Source organism: Anabaenopsis arnoldii (assembly GCF_028331025.1).
GTDB classification, from domain to species: Bacteria; Cyanobacteriota; Cyanobacteriia; order Cyanobacteriales; family Nostocaceae; genus Anabaenopsis; species Anabaenopsis arnoldii.
In genome coordinates, this window is the sequence record NZ_JAQMUH010000196.1 from 1 (window position 1) to 21,787 (window position 21,787).

The 21,787-nt window shown below is 43.2% G+C and carries 24 protein-coding genes and 1 tRNA gene; 11 read left to right on the top strand and 14 right to left on the bottom strand.

All coding sequences use genetic code 11. The features are described from left to right. Both PN457_RS18035 and csaB read left to right on the top strand, forming a co-directional pair. Positions 1 to 373 (top strand): hypothetical protein (locus PN457_RS18035; RefSeq protein WP_271734979.1); only part of this gene is annotated, 373 nt, incomplete at its 5' end. A gap of 59 nt (positions 374 to 432) precedes the next feature. Then, positions 433 to 1,464, top strand: coding sequence for a polysaccharide pyruvyl transferase CsaB (gene csaB, locus PN457_RS18040; protein WP_271735032.1), 1,032 nt, complete (start codon positions 433 to 435; stop codon positions 1,462 to 1,464). A gap of 67 nt (positions 1,465 to 1,531) precedes the next feature. Here csaB and PN457_RS18045 read toward each other — a convergent pair. The 4 genes from PN457_RS18045 to PN457_RS18060 form a co-directional block, all read right to left on the bottom strand. Continuing rightward, positions 1,532 to 1,605: transfer RNA gene (locus tag PN457_RS18045), tRNA-Pro, on the bottom strand. Positions 1,606 to 1,656: 51 nt separating this feature from the next. After that, positions 1,657 to 2,022 carry a DUF1818 family protein gene (locus PN457_RS18050; protein WP_271734980.1) on the bottom strand — a complete coding sequence of 122 codons (366 nt, stop codon included), beginning with the start codon at positions 2,020 to 2,022 and terminating at the stop codon, positions 1,657 to 1,659. A 77-nt stretch (positions 2,023 to 2,099) separates the two neighbouring features. Next, on the bottom strand, positions 2,100 to 2,351 hold the full coding sequence (locus PN457_RS18055; protein WP_271734981.1) for a DNA-directed RNA polymerase subunit omega: 252 nt from the start codon (positions 2,349 to 2,351) through the stop codon (positions 2,100 to 2,102). Between the two features lie 103 nt (positions 2,352 to 2,454). After that, complete coding sequence (locus PN457_RS18060) at positions 2,455 to 3,900, bottom strand: glycoside hydrolase family 13 protein (RefSeq protein ID WP_271734983.1); 1,446 nt, start codon at positions 3,898 to 3,900, stop codon at positions 2,455 to 2,457. A gap of 509 nt (positions 3,901 to 4,409) precedes the next feature. Between PN457_RS18060 and PN457_RS18065 the strand changes: the two genes are divergently transcribed. The 3 genes from PN457_RS18065 to PN457_RS18075 all read left to right on the top strand — a co-directional run bounded on the left by PN457_RS18065 (position 4,410) and on the right by PN457_RS18075 (position 7,409). Further along, the gene (locus tag PN457_RS18065) at positions 4,410 to 5,699 is read left to right on the top strand and encodes a glucose-1-phosphate adenylyltransferase (RefSeq protein ID WP_271734984.1); all 1,290 of its coding nucleotides are present in this window, start codon (positions 4,410 to 4,412) and stop codon (positions 5,697 to 5,699) included. Between the two features lie 80 nt (positions 5,700 to 5,779). Then, entirely contained in the window at positions 5,780 to 6,238 is a 459-nt protein-coding gene (locus PN457_RS18070) for an AAA family ATPase (RefSeq protein ID WP_271734985.1), read from the top strand. Positions 6,239 to 6,413: 175 nt separating this feature from the next. Next, complete coding sequence (locus PN457_RS18075) at positions 6,414 to 7,409, top strand: DnaJ C-terminal domain-containing protein (protein ID WP_271734986.1); 996 nt, start codon at positions 6,414 to 6,416, stop codon at positions 7,407 to 7,409. Between the two features lie 94 nt (positions 7,410 to 7,503). Here the strand turns inward: PN457_RS18075 and PN457_RS18080 are convergent, their stop codons facing one another. From PN457_RS18080 to PN457_RS18095, 4 genes are all read right to left on the bottom strand, one after another. Then, positions 7,504 to 8,451: a 50S ribosomal protein L11 methyltransferase gene (locus PN457_RS18080; RefSeq protein WP_271734987.1), complete on the bottom strand. Its 948-nt coding sequence runs from the start codon at positions 8,449 to 8,451 to the stop codon at positions 7,504 to 7,506. Continuing rightward, the gene (locus tag PN457_RS18085; RefSeq protein WP_271734988.1) at positions 8,451 to 9,329 is read right to left on the bottom strand and encodes a bile acid:sodium symporter family protein; all 879 of its coding nucleotides are present in this window, start codon (positions 9,327 to 9,329) and stop codon (positions 8,451 to 8,453) included. Before PN457_RS18085 ends, PN457_RS18080 begins: the two co-directional genes overlap by 1 nt. A gap of 137 nt (positions 9,330 to 9,466) precedes the next feature. Then, the gene (locus PN457_RS18090; protein ID WP_271734990.1) at positions 9,467 to 10,822 is read right to left on the bottom strand and encodes a DUF3370 domain-containing protein; all 1,356 of its coding nucleotides are present in this window, start codon (positions 10,820 to 10,822) and stop codon (positions 9,467 to 9,469) included. Positions 10,823 to 10,853: 31 nt separating this feature from the next. Continuing rightward, complete coding sequence (locus PN457_RS18095; protein ID WP_271734991.1) at positions 10,854 to 11,375, bottom strand: C15 family peptidase; 522 nt, start codon at positions 11,373 to 11,375, stop codon at positions 10,854 to 10,856. 58 nt (positions 11,376 to 11,433) lie between these two features. Here PN457_RS18095 and hisH point away from each other — a divergent pair, with 58 nt between their 5' ends. Then, positions 11,434 to 12,069 carry an imidazole glycerol phosphate synthase subunit HisH gene (gene hisH / locus PN457_RS18100; RefSeq protein WP_271734992.1) on the top strand — a complete coding sequence of 212 codons (636 nt, stop codon included), beginning with the start codon at positions 11,434 to 11,436 and terminating at the stop codon, positions 12,067 to 12,069. A gap of 108 nt (positions 12,070 to 12,177) precedes the next feature. Then, a complete protein-coding gene (gene rsmD, locus PN457_RS18105) occupies positions 12,178 to 12,738 on the top strand; it encodes a 16S rRNA (guanine(966)-N(2))-methyltransferase RsmD (protein ID WP_271734994.1) in 561 nt (186 codons plus the stop codon). A 93-nt stretch (positions 12,739 to 12,831) separates the two neighbouring features. Here the strand turns inward: rsmD and petG are convergent, their stop codons facing one another. Continuing rightward, entirely contained in the window at positions 12,832 to 12,945 is a 114-nt protein-coding gene (gene petG, locus PN457_RS18110; RefSeq protein WP_200320785.1) for a cytochrome b6-f complex subunit V, read from the bottom strand. Between the two features lie 208 nt (positions 12,946 to 13,153). On the opposite strand from petG, the gene PN457_RS18115 reads away from it, so the two are divergent. Beyond that, the gene (locus PN457_RS18115; protein WP_271734997.1) at positions 13,154 to 13,528 is read left to right on the top strand and encodes a c-type cytochrome; all 375 of its coding nucleotides are present in this window, start codon (positions 13,154 to 13,156) and stop codon (positions 13,526 to 13,528) included. Between the two features lie 148 nt (positions 13,529 to 13,676). After that, entirely contained in the window at positions 13,677 to 15,068 is a 1,392-nt protein-coding gene (locus PN457_RS18120; protein ID WP_271734998.1) for a malic enzyme-like NAD(P)-binding protein, read from the top strand. Between the two features lie 135 nt (positions 15,069 to 15,203). Here the strand turns inward: PN457_RS18120 and PN457_RS18125 are convergent, their stop codons facing one another. Beyond that, positions 15,204 to 16,313, bottom strand: coding sequence for an acyltransferase family protein (locus PN457_RS18125; RefSeq protein ID WP_271734999.1), 1,110 nt, complete (start codon positions 16,311 to 16,313; stop codon positions 15,204 to 15,206). A gap of 70 nt (positions 16,314 to 16,383) precedes the next feature. On the opposite strand from PN457_RS18125, the gene PN457_RS18130 reads away from it, so the two are divergent. After that, positions 16,384 to 17,085 carry a polysaccharide deacetylase family protein gene (locus PN457_RS18130; RefSeq protein ID WP_271735000.1) on the top strand — a complete coding sequence of 234 codons (702 nt, stop codon included), beginning with the start codon at positions 16,384 to 16,386 and terminating at the stop codon, positions 17,083 to 17,085. A gap of 253 nt (positions 17,086 to 17,338) precedes the next feature. Here the strand turns inward: PN457_RS18130 and PN457_RS18135 are convergent, their stop codons facing one another. From PN457_RS18135 to psaC, 4 genes are all read right to left on the bottom strand, one after another. Continuing rightward, a complete protein-coding gene (locus PN457_RS18135) occupies positions 17,339 to 17,671 on the bottom strand; it encodes a helix-turn-helix transcriptional regulator (RefSeq protein WP_271735001.1) in 333 nt (110 codons plus the stop codon). Positions 17,672 to 17,950: 279 nt separating this feature from the next. Continuing rightward, entirely contained in the window at positions 17,951 to 18,208 is a 258-nt protein-coding gene (locus PN457_RS18140) for a hypothetical protein (RefSeq protein WP_271735002.1), read from the bottom strand. Between the two features lie 435 nt (positions 18,209 to 18,643). Continuing rightward, positions 18,644 to 20,542, bottom strand: coding sequence for a glutamine--fructose-6-phosphate transaminase (isomerizing) (glmS, locus tag PN457_RS18145; RefSeq protein WP_271735003.1), 1,899 nt, complete (start codon positions 20,540 to 20,542; stop codon positions 18,644 to 18,646). Positions 20,543 to 20,762: 220 nt separating this feature from the next. Continuing rightward, positions 20,763 to 21,008, bottom strand: a complete 246-nt coding sequence (gene psaC, locus PN457_RS18150) for a photosystem I iron-sulfur center protein PsaC (protein ID WP_271735004.1) — start codon at positions 21,006 to 21,008, stop codon at positions 20,763 to 20,765. Positions 21,009 to 21,419: 411 nt separating this feature from the next. Between psaC and PN457_RS18155 the strand changes: the two genes are divergently transcribed. Next, entirely contained in the window at positions 21,420 to 21,785 is a 366-nt protein-coding gene (locus PN457_RS18155; protein ID WP_271735005.1) for a DUF6464 family protein, read from the top strand. The last annotated feature ends 2 nt before the right edge of the window (positions 21,786 to 21,787 follow it).

Here is a 21,787-nt window from a genome sequence, read left to right on the forward strand (position 1 = left end):
GGTGACCGGTGCTGATTTATTGTTCATTGACCAATATCTGCTGTTACGGAATAATCCTAACGTCGATGCGATTCTCCAAACTTCCTTTAATCTCTTTAGCACTGAAACCGTGGGAGCCACAAACACCACAGGTGCAGCTTTGAGGAGTGCGATCGCCGATGGGGTCAACAACTTAGATTTTGACGTTGATAGTAATGGTCAAGTTACAGGAGGGGATATTTTCTTGATTCGTCAAGGATTGTTACTCAGGAATAATCCTAACGTCAATGCGATTCTGCAAACTACCTTTAATCTATTTACCAGTGAACTCACAGGACAGAGAAACACGGGAGCCGAAATCAACGCTTTCATCTCGGACTTGCTACTGGGGTAAGAGCCGCTGCTAATGCTAACTTAAGAAGAGGTGAAAGTTATCAATTTCCAATGGCAAAGATGCGGGCGTTGTTGTCTGGGTATTATGGTAAAGGTAATGGTGGTGACGAGGCTTTATTGGCTACCCTTGTGCAAATGTTACCACCTCATGTTACACCCGTGGTGCTTTCTGGCAATCCAGAGGAAACCCGCCATCGTTATCACGTAGAATCTCACAATCGCATGGCTGTTGCGCCTGTATTGCAAGCCCTCCGTTCCAGTGATATTTTCATTTGGGGCGGGGGGAGTTTAATTCAAGATGTCACCAGTACCATGAGTCCATTTTATTATGGGGGCTTAATGGTATTGGCTCAGAAAATGGGTTTAAAAACTGTTGCTTGGGCGCAAGGTATAGGACCGTTACTACGTCCACAAACTCGCTGGTTAGCAGAATACTCCTTCGGACATTGTAACACAGTTACTGTGCGCGATCGCGCTAGTGGTGCGTTATTAGGAGATTGGCAAATTCCCTGTTTAGTCGCCCCTGACCCGGTGTGGGCTTTGCAAAGTAAGCCAGTACCAGGGCTTGAGGATTTACCAGGGCCGAGAGTGGCTGTAACTTTAAGAAACCACCCCCAACTCACAGAAAAACGTTTGGCTAACTTGACTCGCGCTTTAGTCGAGTTTCAAAAAGCTACCCAAGCCTTTATTTTACTGTTGCCATTTCACAAGAGTGAAGATTTACCAATTGCAAGAGCCATTCAACCCCAATTACCAGATGTGAGCCAAATTCTGCTTTTAGAAGATCCGCAATTATTAAAAGGTGTTTATCAAGGTGTGGACATGGCTATTGGGATGCGTCTACACAGCTTAATCATGGCTGCGGCTGAAGGTTGTCGTTGTTTTGCTCTGAGTTATGACCCAAAAGTCAATCGTCTCATGGAAGAATTAGACATCCCAGGGTGGGATTTAGCCACTTTACCAGATGACCCCAAGGTCATTACTACAACTTGGCTACAACATTATCACAATGGCATTCGCCTATCATCTGAGCAAATTCAGTCTTTAGTAGATCGCGCCCTCATCCACCGCCACATCTTGACTAATGTATGAGCCCAGCTACCTATTAAAAAACCTGCCAATCTTTAATCAAAAACTAGCAGGTTAGGTCTTGTGTTTATCGGAGCGGCGGGATTCGAACCCACGACCTCCACTACCCCAAAGTGGCGCGCTACCAAGCTGCGCTACGCCCCGATTCAGAATTATCATTCTACTGCAAATCTCTGGAATAATCAAGGGGTGAATTTAAAAAACTTTTAGCATCCCAGCTGCTTGCAATAACTCCGGCACGGCGACACTATCCCATTTACCTTCTACACCCCGTCCTGTATTCAGGATGAGGCGTAAACTATAGCTATGGGGATAGCCTTCTACCTCCATCCATAATAAATCACTTTCGGCTTCACAGGCAATTTTCTCTTCATCCATTAATTCCGCCGCCAGTTGTTTCATTGTGTCCGCTAGCTGTGCCAATAGTCGGTAAAAATCATTTAACTCGGCTTCGGTTAATTCTATTGCCCAATCATCTGTACCTACTAATCCTTTGAATGTGGCTGCGTTGGGCTTCCAGCCAATTCGCCAACCAGCACCGCTTTTAATCAGATGTTCCATAGATTAAGTGTTTTGAAAATCCCCGGGTCTATGGCCACGCCATGTCAGCTATCAGACCGGGGAATGTCAAGATAAGATTAATATCCTGATTTCTCATCGCCAATGATATCTTCCTGGGTCAGTTCATCGGACATTTCAATAATTGCCCTCAGTACTGGCTTCATCATGATATCATCCGATGGGCTGTCAAAATCTTCATAACGCCGACGCTTGGCACGGTTTGCCACCTGAACTGTAATGCGGTAGCGATTGGAAGCCGCACTAATCAAATCTTCAGCACGGTACATGATTTGAGACTGGGTAGTCTCGAACTTGGAACGCTTTAGCATAGTCAGTGGTTCATGAGGTCATTACCCAGTTTAGCAGTACTAACAGTTCACTGGTTGGGATTTTAAGAGTTGAATTACCAGTAACCTCAATGGTTGCGGGAACTTAACCCAGAATGCAGCCAGTGCGTCCAGGAACAGTTAAGGAAAACTGCTCACCACACCACTCAAATGCCGCCGCACCATATACAACCTGGTTGGGTTGAGTCGGTAACCTGGTAATATCTAATTTTGCCGTTGTCTTTGCAGTCCCTGCGTTAACAGCAATCATGAGTTTGTCTGTGTCTAAAGTCCGGGCAAAAATGTACAGTTCTCCCTGGGCGAAGATAACTTGGTAGTCCCCCGTGCGTAAGGCTGGGTGTTTGTGGCGTAAAGTAATTAATTGGCGGTGAATGTTGAGGATTTGTTGATTCCAATCAGCTTCTAAGGGAAAACCACGTCTTGAGTCAGGGTCAATACCTCCGGGTAAACCCACTTCGTCACCATAATAGATACTAGGCGCACCAGGAAAGGTGAGTAATAGTAAAGTTGCTAATTCCAGAGTAGCTTGGTCGCCGCCTGCAATGGTAATTAATCTGGCTGTATCATGACTACCTAATAAATTAAGTTGGGTGAGTTGAATTTCCCAAGGGTAAAGTTGGAGTAATTCCTGGATTTTGCTCCCGTATTCAGCAGCAAATAAGGGTGGGTAGGGTTGATAGTCGCGGCTTTGTACCTGTTCTAAAACTACGCGATCGCCCGCGGTAAAGGCAATGGTCGGGGCGGCGAATAGGTAATTCATCACGCCATCAAATTGGGTACCATCGAGCCATTGACGGGAATCTCCCCAAACTTCCCCGACAATATAAGCTTGGGGATTAATGGCTTTGATGCGATGGCGGAATTCTTGCCAAAACCCTGGTGTTTTGATTTCAAATGGTACATCTAAACGCCAACCATCAATCCCGAATCTCAGCCAGTATTCGCCAATTTCCATGATGTATTCCCGTACTTCAGGATTATCATGATTAAACTGGGGCAAAGCCCGATTACCAGCCCAACTCTCGTAATTTGCCGGTAAATCTCCTGTATAAGCCGCCAGGGGCCAATCTGTAATTTTGAACCAATCCACCCAAGGGGAATGAGGACCATTTTCTAAAATATCGTGGAAAAAGAAAAACCCCCGACTAGCATGGTTAAACACCCCATCCAGCACAACTTTAATATTCCGTTGATGAGCCGCCTCTAGTAGTTCCTTAAATGCTTGATTACCCCCCAACAATGGATCAACCTGATAATAATCGTGGGTATGATAGCGGTGATTACTGGCTGATTGAAAAATGGGAGTAAAATAAATAGCGTTAATTCCTAAATCCTGGATATAGTCTAACTGCTCAATAATCCCCCATAGGTCACCACCTTTGTAACCCTGGAGTGTGGGGATAGCTTCCCAAGCTTCCCAACGGGGATTATGCAACAGTCCTTTGTGAGACTGTTTGCTTCTGGCGAAGCGGTCTGGAAAGATTTGGTAAAAAACAGCGTGCTTAACCCAGTCTGGTGTTTGAATTTCCATGAATTATTTTTTTATACTTGACGCTTTCTCTCCAATGATAGGTAATGACCAGGCAAAAATTTGATAGTTTGATTGTAGGTTGGATCAAAAATTGCCAGCCCTTTTAAAACTTTGACCAAATACCATGAAACTGTTGTGGGAGCAACTATAGTTACTGGCTTTATTCTGTAATGTAAGATACTTGTATCGCCTCAGCATAAAGAATTTGAATAACTTATAACACTGAATTGAGTGTCAATTGAATGTGTCATAATTTATCAATATTTATCTACGCTGAGAGAAAATAAAACCTTGTTTTTAAGAGTTTTTGAGTATGCAATCAATCACAGCAATATTACCAGGATTAAGTAATAATAGTAATATTGCATACATATATACTAAGTAATTCATTCATTACCAAGAGAATTGTGTCAACTTAACTAATTATGAATCTGTGATCCCCCCTTACCAGCAGTCTCACACAGTCCTAAACTTAAGGTGATATTAAAAAGGCAGTCGGGAGAAACTCTGTGAAAAAAGTATTAGCAATCATTCTCGGTGGTGGTGCGGGGACTCGTCTTTATCCCCTAACGAAACTACGTGCCAAACCAGCAGTACCCGTGGCAGGAAAGTATCGTTTAATAGATATTCCTGTCAGTAATTGTATAAACTCAGAAATCTACAAAATCTATGTGCTGACACAATTTAACTCAACCTCCTTGAATCGCCATATAGCCCGTACCTATAATTTTACTGGCTTCAACGAGGGGTTTGTGGAAGTACTAGCGGCACAGCAAACCCCAGAAAACCCCAACTGGTTCCAAGGTACCGCTGATGCTGTGCGTCAGTACCTATGGCAATTGGAAGAATGGGATGCGGAAGATTATTTGATTCTCTCCGGAGACCATCTATACCGCATGGATTACCGCCAGTTTATCCAGCGCCATAAAGAAACCAATGCTGATATTACCCTTTCAGTTATCCCCATAGATAAAAGCCGGGCTTCGGACTTTGGTTTAATGAAAATCGACCAGTCCGGTAGGGTGATTGACTTTAGCGAAAAGCCCAAGGGCGAAGCATTAGATAAGATGCAGGTCGATACTACAGTGCTGGGATTATCACCAGACCAAGCCCAATTACAACCCTACATCGCCTCCATGGGGATTTATGTCTTTAAAAAAGATGTTCTGATCAAGTTGTTGAAAGAATCTTTGGAAAGGACTGATTTCGGCAAAGAAATTATTCCTGATGCCAGTAAAGATTACAATGTTCAAGCGTACTTATTTGATGATTACTGGGAAGATATTGGTACAATTGATGCTTTTTATCATGCCAATTTAGCATTAACTAAACAACCTTTACCACCGTTTAGCTTCTACGATGAAGAAGCACCAATTTACACTCGCGCTCGTTATTTACCCCCAAGTAAACTGTTAAATTGCACAGTCACAGAGTCGATTATTGGCGAGGGTTGTATTCTCAAAGATTGTCGGATTCAGCATTCAGTTTTAGGAGTGCGATCGCGCATTGAATCTGGCTGTGTAATCGAAGAATCTCTCCTCATGGGGGCAGACTTTTATCAACCTTTTGTAGAACGTCAATGTAACTTAGATAAAGGAAACATTCCCGTAGGTATTGGCACAGACACGATTATTCGCCGTGCTATCGTTGATAAGAATGCCCGTATCGGTCATGATGTAAAAATCATCAATAAAGATAACGTGCAAGAAGCAGAACGGGAAAATCAAGGCTTTTACATCCGCAGTGGCATTATTGTAGTGATGAAAAATGCTGTAATTCCCGACGGAACAATAATTTAGTGATTGGTCATTGGTCATTAGTCATGGGTCATAAATAATTACTCAATACTAATTGACCACTGACAACGGATGCAGAAAAAGTGACACAAATATTTGTACTAATTGGTCTTCCTGGTAGTGGAAAGTCAACTTTAGCGCAACAATTAATGGCACAAAGCCCCCAGATGCAGCTGATTTCAACGGATGCGATTCGGGGGCAACTTTTTGGTTCGGAAGCAACTCAGGGTCCGTGGCCGCTGATTTGGGGAGAAATAGAACGGCAATTCCAACAAGCAGTAACCGCCAATCAGACAACTATCTTCGATGCTACCAACGCTCGAAGACGCCAGCGCGGTGAAATCATCGCTTTAGCCCGGGGGGTCGGTTTTACCCACATTACAGGATTATGGGTGAGAACCCCTGTTTGGCTGTGTTTAGCACGCAATCAAAAGCGTCAGCGTCAAGTTCCCGAAGAAATCATTTTCAGAATGTATCGTCAAATCCGGGATGCGCCCCCTAGTCTAGAAGAAGGAATAGACCGGCTGATTTATTTTGTCTAAAAGCAGAGAGTACGGAAATTGCGCCGCTGGAGTGAGCGGGAACCACACTTGAATTGCCTTAATGTCTGTTAATTTAAAATCAGAGTTTTTTATCTTGGGGATTTTCCCCAGCAAAAAACCAATTTCACACTTTACGAAAAAAACATAAAAAAAATACTTTATAGGAGGCTGGTAGATGGCTGCAACCGATTTCAAAGACTATTACGCAATTTTGGGAATCAGTAAAACCGCCAGTCCAGAAGAAATTAAACAAGCTTTTCGGAAATTAGCTCGTAAATATCACCCTGATGTCAACCCAGGTAACAAGCAAGCAGAGGCCAAGTTTAAAGAAGTCAATGAAGCCTACGAAGTTTTGTCAGATGTTGATAAGCGCAAGAAGTACGACCAATTTGGTCAATACTGGAAACAAGTGGGGGAAGGTTTCCCTAGCGGCGGTGCTGGTGTGGATATGGGTGGTGTTGACTTCAGTCAGTACGGGAGTTTTGATGAATTTGTCAACGACTTATTAGGGCGTTTTGGTGGACCTAGCCCCCGTGGTGGAAGGCCTGGCTACTCTTATCGTACTTCCACGGGCAGACCCAGCGGTTATGGTGGCTTTAATGATTTTGGTTTTCAAGATGTTGGTAGGGGTGGAGGTCAAGATTCAGAAGCTGCAATTACTTTAACTTTTGCCGAGGCCTTCACTGGTGTGCAGAAACGCTTTAGTTTAGGTAACGAAACTATTGAAGTTCGCATCCCATCGGGTGCTAAAACTGGGACTCGCCTACGGGTGCGGGGTAAAGGTCAATTGAACCCCATGACTCAACAACGGGGCGATTTATATTTAAAGGTTGAACTTCAACCACATTCTTTCTTCCAATTTGAAGGTGATAATCTCCTGTGTGAAGTTCCCATCACCCCTGATGAAGCCACCTTGGGAGCCTCAATAGATGTCCCCACTCCCGATGGTTCTGTAAATGTCAAGTTACCTGCGGGAGTCCGTTCTGGTCAATCCCTGCGGTTGCGGGGGAAAGGTTGGCCTTTAGCTAAGGGGGGACGTGGTGATCAGTTGGTAAAAGTGGCGATTGTTCCTCCCAAGGATCTCAGTTCACAAGAACGAGAATACTATGAGAAAATTCGGGCTATACGTACCTATAATCCCCGGAGTCATCTACAGCAGTTTAAGTTTTGAGCTTTGATAGGTAGGGGCGTTCGGGCGGAACTTCTCCAAGATAGATAGACCCGTCTGAATTACCGAAACAAGACTGGAGCAACTAGTGGACGAATTAGGCATTATATTGGTGGGTAAGGGCGACCCATTCGTTTAATCGTTCACAGTCTATCACTTCAAAGCCGGCTGTATTTAAGGCTTTGGTAACGTTTTCTTCATGATCTGTGGTGAACCCCGATGTAATTAGTAGCCCAGCTGGGGTTTCAGTCTGACGTAGCGATCGCCTAAAATCATCTGCAAGGGCAATATGTACCCGTGCGAAAATATTGGCAACTATTAGGTCAAATGTCTGTTTTACTGCAATTGGTGACCCATCATGTACAGTGTTTCCACCCATCCAATGGCCTAGTTGACAGCCACACCCTAGACTACCGGACACTACCTTGACTTGTTGCTCTACTTCATTGAGAATTACTGTTTCCTGAGTTGCTTGTACAGCTATGCTGTCATTGTCTAAAGCTAAGACATTAGCTCCCAGTTTCGCCATAGCTACGCTCAAAATCCCTGAACCTGACCCAAAGTCTAGCACCTGCATTTGAGGGGTTGTGTATCGTTCTAGCAGTCGGAGACTGAGAATGGTTGTGGGATGCAAACCGCTACCGAAGGCGAGGGTTTTCTGTATTTTCAGGGGAATTTTCTCTGGTATCTCAGACTGAGGGGGTGTGTTGGAAGTAACTATGATAAATTTATCGCCTATTTGATGTAGAGGTGCTTGTGGCCCATCTGTGATTTTTTTTTCAACCAAAGTAGTCTCAATGGCTGTGGTCATTCCAGTGCGATACAAAGGGTAAAGCAGATTCTCAATATTTTCTAAACCTACTCGCCCGCTGAAATCGTAGGGTAAATATAAGCGAATTGTCAATCTCCAATGGGAATTAGCCGCAGTTGCTTCGGTATATTCACTAATGTAAATATTATTAATATCAATACTTTCACTTATGAGAGTACAAAACCAATCTACGCCCTCATGGGTTGTATTCACTTTTAATTCTATCCAAGACATTATTTTGAGATGATTTTTTGTTTTCGACTGACCCAGGACGCAAACCCAATACCAGTGACAAACATCAGCAGACTATAAATAGCCGCGGGAATAGCCATTCTGGGGTTATTCAGTAATGTGGGGGAAGAGGCGATCGCGATCGCTAGAGTTCCGCTTTGAATCCCTACTTCCACTGTAATTGCTATAGCGCTTTTTTCACCTAATTGGGTTAAAGTAGCGATGGTAAAACCCAAAGCCATTGTTAGCACATTTAAAACCAGAGTCACCCAACCCACGTCAATCACATAGGAAATAAAATTATTTCTTTCCCGCAACAGCACCCCAGTAATCACCAGGGCCAGGAAAAATAAAGACAGCCACTTTACCCGTTTATCTGCTTTTGTAGCTATTCCGGGTGCATAGCGATTGATTAACATTCCCATTGATATAGGTAAAAGGGTAATGACTGCAATTTGCAAAACAGTATTGATAAAAGGTAACTGTAGCGTTGTCCCCGTTCCCAAAAATGCTTGCATTGAAAAATTCACTACCAGAGGAATAGTAAAAACCGTAATTAAACTACTCATGGCTGTGAGAGTAACGGACAAAGCAACATCTCCCCCGGCCAAGAGTGTAATCATGTTAGAAGTAGGTCCACCGGGGCAAGCTACTAAAATCATTATACCTACGGCTAATGCTGGCTCCAGGGGAAACAGTGACGCGATGCCAAAACCGACAATTGGTAAAATAATTAACTGTGCAACTAAGCCAATTAGCACTGATTTAGGATAGATAACAACTCGCCGGAAGTCCTCTATGGTCAAAGATAATCCCATGCCCAACATAATAATAAATAAAGCTAGGGGCAGAAAAACAGCAGTGAGAAAATTTTCTTGCATCTGTATTGGTAAGGAGCAAACTACGTCCAGATTATACATTGCCCACAGGTGCTTAGATGAGGAAACTTTTCTCGATCAGTTGGCTGGGTGAAGCAAGAATCCCACGTGCTTCTATCCGTGGGAGTGTCAAGAGATGTCTATTGAGTTGATATCGTTAATACCTGGGGCGGTGTAGCATCTGGGGGATAGATCAAGTCTACTTCTACCAATCTGCGATCGCCTGGTGGCATATTCAATAATATCAAGGGTTCTCCAGGTTGACCCCGCCTTTGGACTAAATGGGTAAACTGAGTTTTGGCGTGACCTCGGTCATCTGTATAACGTAAACGTACTGACCCCCGGAAGAATACTTGGGGTGCTGTGGTTGTGAAGAAGCGTAAGCCCTGTTTTAGCAAATTCTCTTCTTTGATTGGCGTTTGTAGAGATACAGTAACTGTTTGATGAGTTTCAGTATTATTATGCAGGGGAAAATGTAAACTATATTGAATACCATAGTTGCCATGAGCGCGATAGGCGGTATCAGGATAACGCACCAACATGGGGGCTGCTTGAATTTGAGTAGTTCCTAAAGTACCGCCGTGCAAACTACTTATAGGATAGGAAAATGCTTGCCCACTTTTGGGAATTGTCAAATATCTAGCTTCTGCATGATCTAAAACTAAAGATTTCCACTGAGAACCTTGAGCCACTCCGGCGACACGCCCATAAATTTGGGGTTGTTTAGTTGCTTCTAGGGGTGTGGGGACTCGATCGCGTGGGGTTGATAATTCTCCATTTTTGAGTAAATTTTCCCAATCCTGTAAAGTAGGCTCACCCTCAGTACCATCCTCATTTTGACGCGCAAATAAAGCCATACTAGCGGCATAAACTTGGCCAGTACTGTGTAACCGCATTAAGGTAGAGCGGCCATTTAAAGGTGGTGTCAGTTCCTTGACGGGAATAGGGAGATTTAATAACATCTGATTTTCCCCTGGGGGAATGACAATTTGGGGTGGGAAAATTTCTTGCCGCCTTCCTCTTAAGATATCAGATACAGCGCGATCGCCAGGTCCGGCAAAAATATCACCCAATATATTCTGACTGACAGATGGTAACTGAATAAATGGTGCATCCGGTTGACTCAAATAACTTGCTGCTTGCAAAATATTGACTGTTACTGGTTCAGTTCCGGGGTTATGCAACATGATCCCCAGATAGAGCGATCGTAAATCCTCTGGTGGTTCAGCCTTAGCAACATGGTGGGCAAAAACATCAAATCGCCCTTGAAACGGATAATTTAAATGTGCTGCTGGCGTTTTATTGTCATCTGCGGGAAAAGTAGAAAGTAAAATTCCTTCGTTTAATACCAATTCTGGACTATTGCTGTTAAATACAGGCACAGTATCCAGTTTTCCTGGTAAAGGACGCACTTCTTGAAGCTGTATTGCTTCTGGCGCGGGTGCGGTACTAGGTGTTGATTGGGCAATTATAGAACTGAGTAAAAAATCAAACATAAAAACCAGAGAAATATTGACCTTAGAGACGCTAACGACTTGATAAAAGTGCCAAATTGTGAATAATTAATAAGAAATCAGCCAATATGACCGGCAAATTATCTGGATTTAACGCTGGAACATGGACAAAAATACATGGTGTTGCCAGTTGATTTTGGTACAAGTAATGTAAAACTGAATAGTAAAGACTCTCACAAACAAATTTACCGCAGTCGTGGCTAATCTCAACTACTGTTGTACCTGCTACTATTTTCTCTAAATTAACAGTTGTCTGCAAAAGACTTTCCCCACAGCTAGCAACCGCTTCCAGACTTAGTTTTGTCCGGCTAGCAGCCATACCACAACAAATAATGTAATTGGGTTGGAGTTGAGAAATTTTTTGCCTGACTTGGGAACTGGCCAGATCTGCATCCACAGGTAAACGCCGTAAAAATTTTAAATCATGAGGAAGGGCGTGAACTTTGATCACTTCCATTAATAAATCATCAGAAGAATTTGACTGTTGCTCACTCAACCAAATCTCAAAAGAAGTTAATAGTATTCTTTTCCGCATAAGAAATATTATTTAGAATAGAAACACCCTCCATAATAAACTTACAAGGAGCAGGTCAATGCCAGTCATTGCAGTCGTAGATTACGATATGGGAAATTTGCACTCAGTCTGCAAAGGTTTAGAAAAAGTAGGAGCAACTCCTCAGATTACTCATGCTGCTAAAGATTTGGAACTGGCGGATGCAGTTGTATTACCGGGGGTGGGAGCATTTGACCCCGCAGTACAACACCTGCGATCGCTCGGCTTAGAACAACCCATTAAAGATACGATCTCGTCTGGTAAACCCTTCTTAGGTATCTGTTTGGGATTGCAAATTTTATTTGAATCCAGTGCGGAAGGAACCCAACCAGGGCTAGGAATTATCCCCGGAAAGGTGCGCCGATTTCAACCCGAACCAGGGATTACTATTCCTCATATGGGATGGAACCAACTAGAGTTCACCCAACCAAACAGCCTTTTGTGGGAGCATTTACCAGCCAGTCCCTGGGTATATTTCGTTCATTCTTACTATGTTGACCCCAGTGACCCCCAAGTCCGTGCAGCCACTGTGACTCACGGTTCTCAGACCATCACAGCCGCCATCGCCCATGAAAACCTGACAGCAGTGCAATTCCACCCGGAAAAATCTTCTAATATCGGGTTGCAAATCCTGTCTAATTTTGTTGCACAAGTCCGCGAAAAAATTGCTGCATAATCCAACTGTAACTTTGAGATTTTGTCGTTTGTTGTTTGTCCTTTGTCATGATTTTTCCCTTGACTGTTGACTTATGACTTATGACTTATGACTTATGACTTATGAACAATGACACTGAGAATTTACGGGAATCGCCAAATTAAAACTTTACCAGGGCAAGCTACCAGACCCACGAGTGCGCGGGTCAGGGAGGCAGTATTCAACATTTGGCAAGGGGAAATTGTAGATTGTCGCTGGCTAGATGTGTGTACTGGTAGTGGTTCCATGGGTGCTGAAGCTTTGTGTAGAGGAGCCAGTTTAGTAGTAGGAATCGAAAAATCTAGCCGAGCCTGTGCCATCATTCAGCAAAACTGGCAGCAGGTGAGCCGTAGTGAACAAAAATGGCAAGTTTTGCGAGGTGATGTCATTCACCAGTTAAAAAAGTTATCAGGGAAACAATTTGAGAAGATTTACTTTGATCCGCCTTATGCTAGTGGATTATATGAGCCTGTTTTAGCAGCGATCGCTGATGACAATTTATTAGCTGTGAATGGTGAAATAGCTGTAGAACACAATCCCCAAGGTTGGAAGCCTCCAATCATTAGCAATTGGAAAATTTGCCGCCAAAAGGTTTACGGTAATACAGCGCTAACTTTTTATACAAATGTTAAATTTAATGCAATCCTTTAAAATTATATGCTATTTAAATATGTTCCACTATAAAATATAAGTAAATTAATACAAAAATAGAGATGCGATTACTCGCATCTCTACTGAGAAATATTAACCGCCCAACTCGGTGGGGCGCTTGTATTGCCTATAGGCAGCGTAAAATAGCCCGGAAAGGGTGACAAAAATCAGACCAAGGACAATACCTGAGAGCAGGGGTTCAACCACTTTAAATCTCCTGTTAGCAAATGTTAGATATAGGATGCTGCTGTTCATTCTATCAAATTGAGGATGAATCCCGCCCTCGACAATGTTTTTAGTCCATAAATCATCAGGAAAAAATTATATTTAGTGCTTGCAGACACCATCAAGAAATTTTAAGCTATGTGTAGGAAATGCAAAACTTTTAGTAACCTCGACTTCTACGGCAAACTTTTTGGATAACCAGATTACCAAACCCGAAACTCAAATACAGTGGATCGCCTTGTTAGCTCTGGCGATACTACTAGCAGCTCCTTTGGGCATTTTTGGTGTGCAAATGGTTCGAGCTTCCGATCCTTATGTGAAGAATGTCCTTTCCCTCAAAGGAAACCCAGTTCAAGGAAATGCTATCTTTCAGATCAACTGTGCTGGTTGTCATGGAATAGAAGCGGACGGACTAGTAGGACCTAGTTTACAAGGGGTTTCAAAGCGCAAATCACCATCCCAGCTAATTCACCAAGTAATTAGTGGCGAAACACCTCCAATGCCAAAATTTCAACCTAGCGCTCACGAAATGGCAGACCTATTGAATTATTTGGAGAGTCTATAGTCAGATTGCGCGGATAATCCTAGACTTGGCGGCTGTCTTCGTGCTCCCACTGCTTGAAGCTGTGGGATTATTGGTTAAATGAGGTAAAATTAGCTACGATTTCCGGACAATTCGATATAAAATATCAAACTTAAAATCCAAAATCACAATGACAAAGCTAACTCCTAATTCTAGTTTTAGTGTTACCCTCCGGTTGCAAATTCCCAATCGTGTGGGAATGTTAGCATCAATTACCCAGGCCATCGCCATCAGCGGTGGTAATCTGGGACAAATTGATTTAATCCAACAAACACGCCATGAGTCTATACGTGATATTACTGTAGATGCGGCTAGTACCGAACACGCTGAGACTATTGTGCAAGCCGTGAAAGGATTACCAGATATTCAGGTGCTAAGTGTTTACGATCGCACATTTAACCTGCACCGTGGGGGCAAAATTAGCATTACCAGTCGCATTCCCCTGACGAGTGTTTCGGATTTAGCTATGGCCTACACCCCAGGAGTAGGTCGCATTTGTACTGCGATCGCCGAAGCTCCCGAAGAAGTTTACAATTTAACTATCAAACAAAATACTGTAGCTATTGTGACTGATGGTAGTGCAGTTTTGGGTTTGGGAAATCTCGGACCATCTGCGGCTTTACCAGTGATGGAAGGTAAAGCGATGCTGTTTAAAGAATTCGCTGGTCTTGATGCTTTTCCTATCTGTCTTGATACCCAAGATACAGATGAAATTGTGCGGACGGTGAAAAACCTCGCGCCGGTTTTTGGTGGTGTTAATTTAGAGGACATTGCTGCTCCTCGTTGCTTTGAAATTGAACAGAGATTACGAGCAGAATTAGATATCCCGGTGTTTCATGATGACCAACACGGTACAGCCATTGTCACCTTAGCAGCCTTGTTTAACGCTTTAAAACTGGTAAACAAGTCCATTGCACAAATCCGCATTGTGATTAATGGTGCGGGAGCTGCTGGGGTAGCCATCGCTCGGTTACTTCGCAAAGCTGGAGCCGAAAAAATTTGGATGTGCGACTCTAAAGGAATTCTCTCGACTAACCGCACTGATTTGACCCCAGAGAAGCAGGAATTTGCCGTTAAGGCTCAGGGAACTTTAGCAGGTGCAGTGCAGGGCGCAGACGTGTTTATCGGTGTGAGCGCCCCGGGTGTATTGACAGTGGAAATGGTGCAAGCAATGGCTAAAGACCCCATTGTTTTTGCTATGGCTAATCCCATTCCCGAAATTCAGCCAGAACTAGTAAGTAAATTGGTCGCTGTGATGGCCACCGGTCGGAGTGACTACCCGAATCAAATTAATAATGTTTTGGCTTTTCCGGGGGTATTTCGTGGTGCTTTAGATTGTCGCGCCCGGTCTATTACTACCAGTATGTATTTAGAAGCAGCTAGTGCGATCGCATCTTTAGTTAAACCCTCAGACTTGCATCGGGAACATATTATCCCCTCAGTCTTTGATAAACGCGTTGCTCCTGCTGTTGCTGCTGCTGTCCAACAAGCAGCCCGTCAAGAAGGAATTGCTCACAGTTAACAGGACTTACAGCACATTGCAGGTAGATAGGTAATCTGACATACTCCCGTAACTGAATTTCTTTGAGAAATTCAGTGTATGCTTCTCATCCAATTGAGCTATTGCTATGGCTACGCCACCCCCACTATGGGAGGCTTAGACTTTAATAAACCACTGTTGGCGATACATGAGATAACTCACTGCTAACCAAAATAAGAGTGTGGCTAGGGCGAATAGCAATGAACCGTTGAGCGCACCCGCCCAAGATGCGAAAATGTTTTGGTAAATCCAGTTGTAGGTGCTGATGGTGGTTTCATCTGTGCCGATTTTGGTTCTCACTAAGATTTTAATTAGTAAAATCGATGCTGTGAACAGGGCGATCGCATTTAAGCCCATTATTTCAAAGGGTTTACTCCAGCGTCGAATTAGCCTTACTTCTATCAATTCATAACAACCTGCTAGGAATAGTAAAGCCCATCCAGTGCTAAACATCACATAGGAACTTGTCCATAGTTTTTTATTAATGGGAAAGGTCAACCCCCACACCCCACCAATAATTAAGCAACCAAGCCCAAATAATCCCAATCCTACGCTTGTACGTGTTTTTATTGGTTGATTGCGTATCCATCTACCGGCAAAGTAGCCGCCCAGAAGACTAACGGCTGCGGGAATGGTGCTAAATAGTCCCTCTGGATCTCCCAAGTTATCATACCCGTCACCTGCATATAGGTGATCTGGGGGAATAATTAAGCGGTCAATATAAGCGCCAAAGTTACCGGTGCGAGTCAGTATACCCCTCCCATAATCGGGAACTGGGACATACATCATGATTAGCCAATAGCCGATGAGTAACACAAATGCTAGTATCCACTGTCCTTTGGCTGGTAGTTTGAGGACAGCAAGGGCAGCGAGCAGGTATGTTAAACTAATGCGCTGTAATACTCCCATGATGCGGATATTACTTAAATCAAAAGTCCAAATCCCCTGATTCCAAAAGCCGTTTAGTAGTAAGCCTAGGAGAAATAGTATGGCAGTACGACGCCAGATGCGCCGGTAAACCCCTGCGGTGTACTTTGACAAGGAAAATGACATTGCTACACCGACAATAAACAAGAAAAAGGGAAATACTAGGTCTGTCGGTGTGCATCCGTGCCAATCAGCATGAGCTAGGGGAGGATATACTTTACCCGCTACTCCTGCCATGTTGACTAAAATCATCGCAGCAATGGTAATACCGCGAAACACATCCAGTGAGAACAGGCGCATAGGGTAGATTTTATATATGAATATTTGATTTTTTACACGCTAGATTAGCAGAAGCTACAAGTAAGTTAAGATGCAGTTAGCTCCGCTATTCCCGTTGTTTTATCGCATTCTCCAACCCAGTTTTCCTAACTGTCTTTGGAGTGGTAATCGTGATTATAAAGCGATCGCTCTGACTTTTGATGATGGACCTCACCCGGAATACACACCCCAGGTATTGGCAGTATTAGACCGCTACAATGTCAAGTCCAGCTTTTTTTGCTTGGGTGCTTGTGTTAATCGTTCCCCAGCTATTGTCAAAGCCATATGCGATCGCGGACACTGGATCGGATTACATGGTTATGATCATCGTTCTTTTCCCACCCTCTCCCCAAATCAACTGCAAGAAAGTTTAAAAAGAACTCAAGCTGCGATCTACAATGCTTGTGAATTGACACCCGAACAAGTGTGTGATGTTCGACCCCCCAACGGTTTGTTTACACCCCAAACTTTACAATTATTCTTTAAATGGAATTACCGCCCAGTTATGTGGAGTGTTGTACCAGAAGACTGGGTAAGGCCGGGAGGAGCTACTGTAGTCCAACGAGTTCTTAAACAAGTGCGGAACGGTTCACTAATTGTTTTGCATGATGGTGCTTGTGGTGGACAAGATGTTGCTGTCACTATCCAAGCACTAATTCCGCAATTAATACATCAAGGCTATGAATTTGTGACTATTGATACTCTTTGGGAGCAAAAAAACAACCATGACTTCACAGCCAAGAATTCAGTTTGACACTCTGATGGTCTAAAGACACTGAGATTCTGCTGACAGAGTAACTTTAGGTCTAACCCCACAGTCTTACTCTCGCTACGATGGTCAAACACCGTCTACCCAGTCGGCTAAAGTCTAAGCCTAGCTTACTCGCTAGTTTTGACCAGAAAAGACCACGGTGGTTTTAACCACCAAGTCGCTTCCCTCTCAGGGCTAAAGCCGCTGAGTTTCCCGCTTACCGCGATATTTTTATGAACTTAGGATACAAAGCCAACTATTTCCAATTGGCTGCTTCCTCTTCACTAAGAGGATAAGAAGGGTATGCTGAATCTTCAGTACCCAGCAGATTATGGATTTCACGTAATGAATTTGGTTGATCTGTAAAATTGTGAGGTGAATCACTCCCACGTTCAATCAGGTCTTCAACTTGGCAATTCAAAGCTTTGCAAAACCTAATAATTCTTTCAATATGCTCTATCCCAGTTCTACCGCTTTCCCAGTTCTGAATCGTGCTTTCAGTTACGCCTACAAGACGAGAGAGTTCAAGTTGAGTTAGCCCTGCTTTTTCACGGAGCGAAGCTATCCTTGGTTTTGGCTTCTTTTTCACAGCTACAGCACTTTTATTTTATCTATATCAGTCGTATATTCTATCACCAAAAGAAAATAAAGCCTAGAAAATTACTAATTTTTTTTCTTTACACTATATATACTTAATTGTTTTTGCTGAGACTATCTATAAAAGCTTTAATAAAATATACACAACCATATTTCCCCAGAAATTTCAGCGGTAATGGATAAGTAAAATCAACACTTTTGCGCCTATAAGAGCCGGAAACCCACTCCTTATAGGCGTGGGACAAATGCACAGATTTAATTACTGCTTCTCTCAACTGGAAAAGTTATCTACCCTGACATCCTTCCAAATATCGGAAACTTGCCAACCTGAGTTACCAAGAGATTGGACTATGGGATGAGTACGTACAGGAATGTAGTTAATCTGTCCATTCTCTATATATTCCGGATATTCCTCAACCACAGCTTCTGAGACATTAACAGTGTCTGCTGGAAAACCTTGTTCTTCTGCTTCCTCCATCAACTTGATTTTATCGAGGAGAAGCTTTTCAGATTTTTTGATTAGTTTCATATTAAGTTCAAGAATTGCAAACCTGGACAATAAAAAACGAAAATCTTGATATCGATTTTGAAAGAGACCTTTGTAGTCCTTCAAGCATCGTCAGAGATATCCGCAAAAAGATATTATTAACTTTGGGGTAAAAAATTTACTTGACAATTACTGATCTAAGCAATTGCAGTTAAAACCACTCTCCCGCGCATTAATCACGGGAGATTATGGGTTAAATCAATAATCACAGGCAGTAATCCTGCTACATTGCCTCACCCACTGGACAAAGCCTTACCCAAAAAATGCATTTTAGCATTAATGAACTGATAAATTCAACCATCTGCTGATATCTGTCGGCTAGAAATCACTTGCTGATTGAGGTTACCGGATGCGGTTGACTTAGAGACAACACCAAAGGCTGATGTTTCCACAGCATTAACTGAACCCGATTGAAAATTATTCCACCGTCACGCTCTTAGCGAGATTACGAGGTTGATCGACATCCAAACCACGACGGGCGGCAATATGATAGGCTAACAATTGCAAAGGAATCACTGTCAGAATAGGCGATAATAACTCATCTACCTCAGAAACGGGGAGCAGATGGTTAAAAATCTCCCCAGCTTCCCCATCATGGATGGGAGTTACACCAATTAAGCGGGAATCTCTGGCTTTGGCTTCTTGGGCATTAGAAAGCACCTTTTCATAAACACTACCAGGAACAGCGATCGCCACTACAGGAACTTTCGCCTCTAATAAAGCAATGGGGCCATGTTTCATTTCCCCCGCTGGGTAACCTTCAGCATGAATATAGCTGATTTCCTTTAATTTTAAAGCTCCTTCTAAAGCAACGGGAAAGTTGATCCCCCTCCCCAAAAAGATAAAATCCTTGGTTTCAGCAAAGTCATGTGCTAAGTGTTCGGTTAAAGTTTCCTGACTTGTCAAAGTGCCCTCAATTTGTTGAGGAATTTGCTGCAACCCGTGAATAATTTCTGCTAGCCTCTCTGGTGAAACTGTCTGGCGACGTGCTGCTAAATCTAGAGCTAAAGCGTAAAATGCCATCAGTTGGGCGGTAAAAGTTTTGGTTGCTGCCACCCCAATTTCAATTCCTGCTAAGGTGTTGATCATATGGGGAACCATTAAACCTAAACTGCTTTCTGGACGATTGGTAATACCTAAAAGTCGGGCTTGATATTTGTCTTCTTTCCCTTGACGACGGTCTTTTTCCATACTTAAAGCCGCCAGTGTATCCGCAGTTTCACCAGATTGGGTAACACCAATAATTAACGTATTCGCTGTTAAGGGTGAAGGTGCATAGCGATACTCAGAAGCATAATGTACTTGAGTAGAAATCCCTGCCAGTTGTTCAATTAAATATTTGCCGATTAATCCTGCGTGCCAACTTGTACCACAGGCAACAATATTAATTTGTTCTAGGTCTGTGTAAAATTCATCAGGTAAGTTGAGGTTAATTGGTGACCTTGATTCAGTCAAATTAGTACCAGTACGAAAGTAAGCAGCTAAACTAGCTCTAACTACCCCCGGTTGCTCATGGATTTCTTTGAGCATAAAGTGTTTGAATCCCTGCTTTTCTACCATCGTGGGATTCAAATTCAGCAACCGGGGTTGTTTTCTCAACCTATACCCGGCAAAGTTATAAATTTCTACGCCTAATGGTGTCATTCTAGCGATTTCGCCATTTTCTAGCGGTAAAATAGCACGGGTATGAGCCACAATGGCTGGAGTGTCAGAGGCGCAAAAGAACTCACCTTGACCAAAGCCAATCACTAAGGGGGCTTGTTGACGCACTACAATCAACTCATCTGGGTGGTCAGCAGAAATAACTGCGATGGCAAATGCACCCTGAAGATGGTTAACGGCTTGGCGAATTGCTTCTAATAAAGGAGATGGGGAGGTAGGGAGATGGGGCGTTGGGGGATGCTTTAGAAATTCGGCTATGAGATGGGGAATTACTTCGGTGTCAGTTTCGGAAACAAACAGGTGTCCTTTTTGTTTAAGTTCTTCGCGCAATTCCCGGTAGTTTTCGACAATGCCATTTTGTACCACCGCCACACGCATGTTATTGTCCATATGGGGATGGGCGTTGTGTTCTTCCGGTTTACCATGAGTCGCCCAGCGGGTGTGACCGATACCAATTTGGGCAGGAGTTGCTATTTGTTCGAGTTTAGAACGCAGGTTGTGTAGTTTTCCTTTGGCGCGAACACATTTTACCTCATCTTCCCATACGGTGGCTATACCGGCGGAGTCGTATCCCCGATATTCTAGTTTTTCTAGCCCTGCCAGTAAGATATCTGTTGCTGATTGAGTGCCTATATACCCAACGATTCCACACATGACTGACACCACCTGGTTTCAATATACTGCAATCTAGTCTAGTTGCCAGCAGAACAGCGGCATTCTCTCCCAAAAAAAAAGGAGCAATTAGCTCCCTATGCTACCAGCTATGGTAATGGTTTTTTACTTTTCCTAAAAAAAAATAAAAATGTCGTAGGGTGAACATATCCACCCTACAATCGTAAATTGTCAACCAAATCAGGAATTTAAAGTCAATTCCTTAATAAGCTAGACCCATACTGCGAGTTGTCTCAGCCCCTAAGTAGACTCGAATGCTTAAAAAGTCAGTAGGGCAGGCTGTTTCACAACGCTTACATCCCACGCAGTCTTCGGTGCGCGGTGAAGAGGCAATTTGAGCGGCTTTACAGCCTTCCCAGGGCACCATCTCCAACACGTCTGTAGGACAAGCGCGGACGCACTGGGTGCAGCCAATGCAGGTATCGTAGATTTTTACGGTATGAGACATTGAAAAAAGGCTCCTTTCCAGTGTTCTTCTCTGCAAAAGAATCATATATCAAAGCATAGTTTACAGCAGTAGCTTATCGTCCGTAATCAAAAGGCTACATAACTTTAAACAATGTAATAGCCACTGGGGAAATTTTATATTTGCTAAATCTCTCTATTGCCTATATATCAATGAGAATCAATGGGTGTATTTACTTTTATGCCGGCTCAAAGCCCTGCTATTTGTAAACTTATATGAAGTGAAAGTCAACACAAATCAAGTCAATCTGGGATTTCTCCATAGTAATTATAGACTATTACAGCAAAGCAAATAGTGATCGGCGATCGCCAGCGATCGCGGTGATTTGGTCAGCTAGAGTAGTTTACTGCGATAGGATTTGTATAATGTAAATCACATCACATAAATTTATTTATGGAGCCAGAGTCTTTAGCAACTGAGGTGATTCTGACACATGGTCACCAGTCACTCGGTAGAGTCCAACTTGATTGGACACCCCAACCAGGAAACTATGTCGATTTTGAAGGTAAAACTTATGCGGTATTAGAACGCCGCCACAGATACCAATTTAAATCGGGACGTTACCACTTGCGGAATATAGCCCTTTACGTACAGTCAGCCAAAAGACCAACAGAGAAAACCTTAGTCAAGGGACGTTGGGTAATAGGTGATGCTACCTGTATCTATAATGCACAGTCAGAAATCATCCGCTGTGCTGTCAACCCGGACGGACCGTGTGAGTCTTGTCGTTTCTACGAAAAAATAGAAGTGAGAAGTTAGGT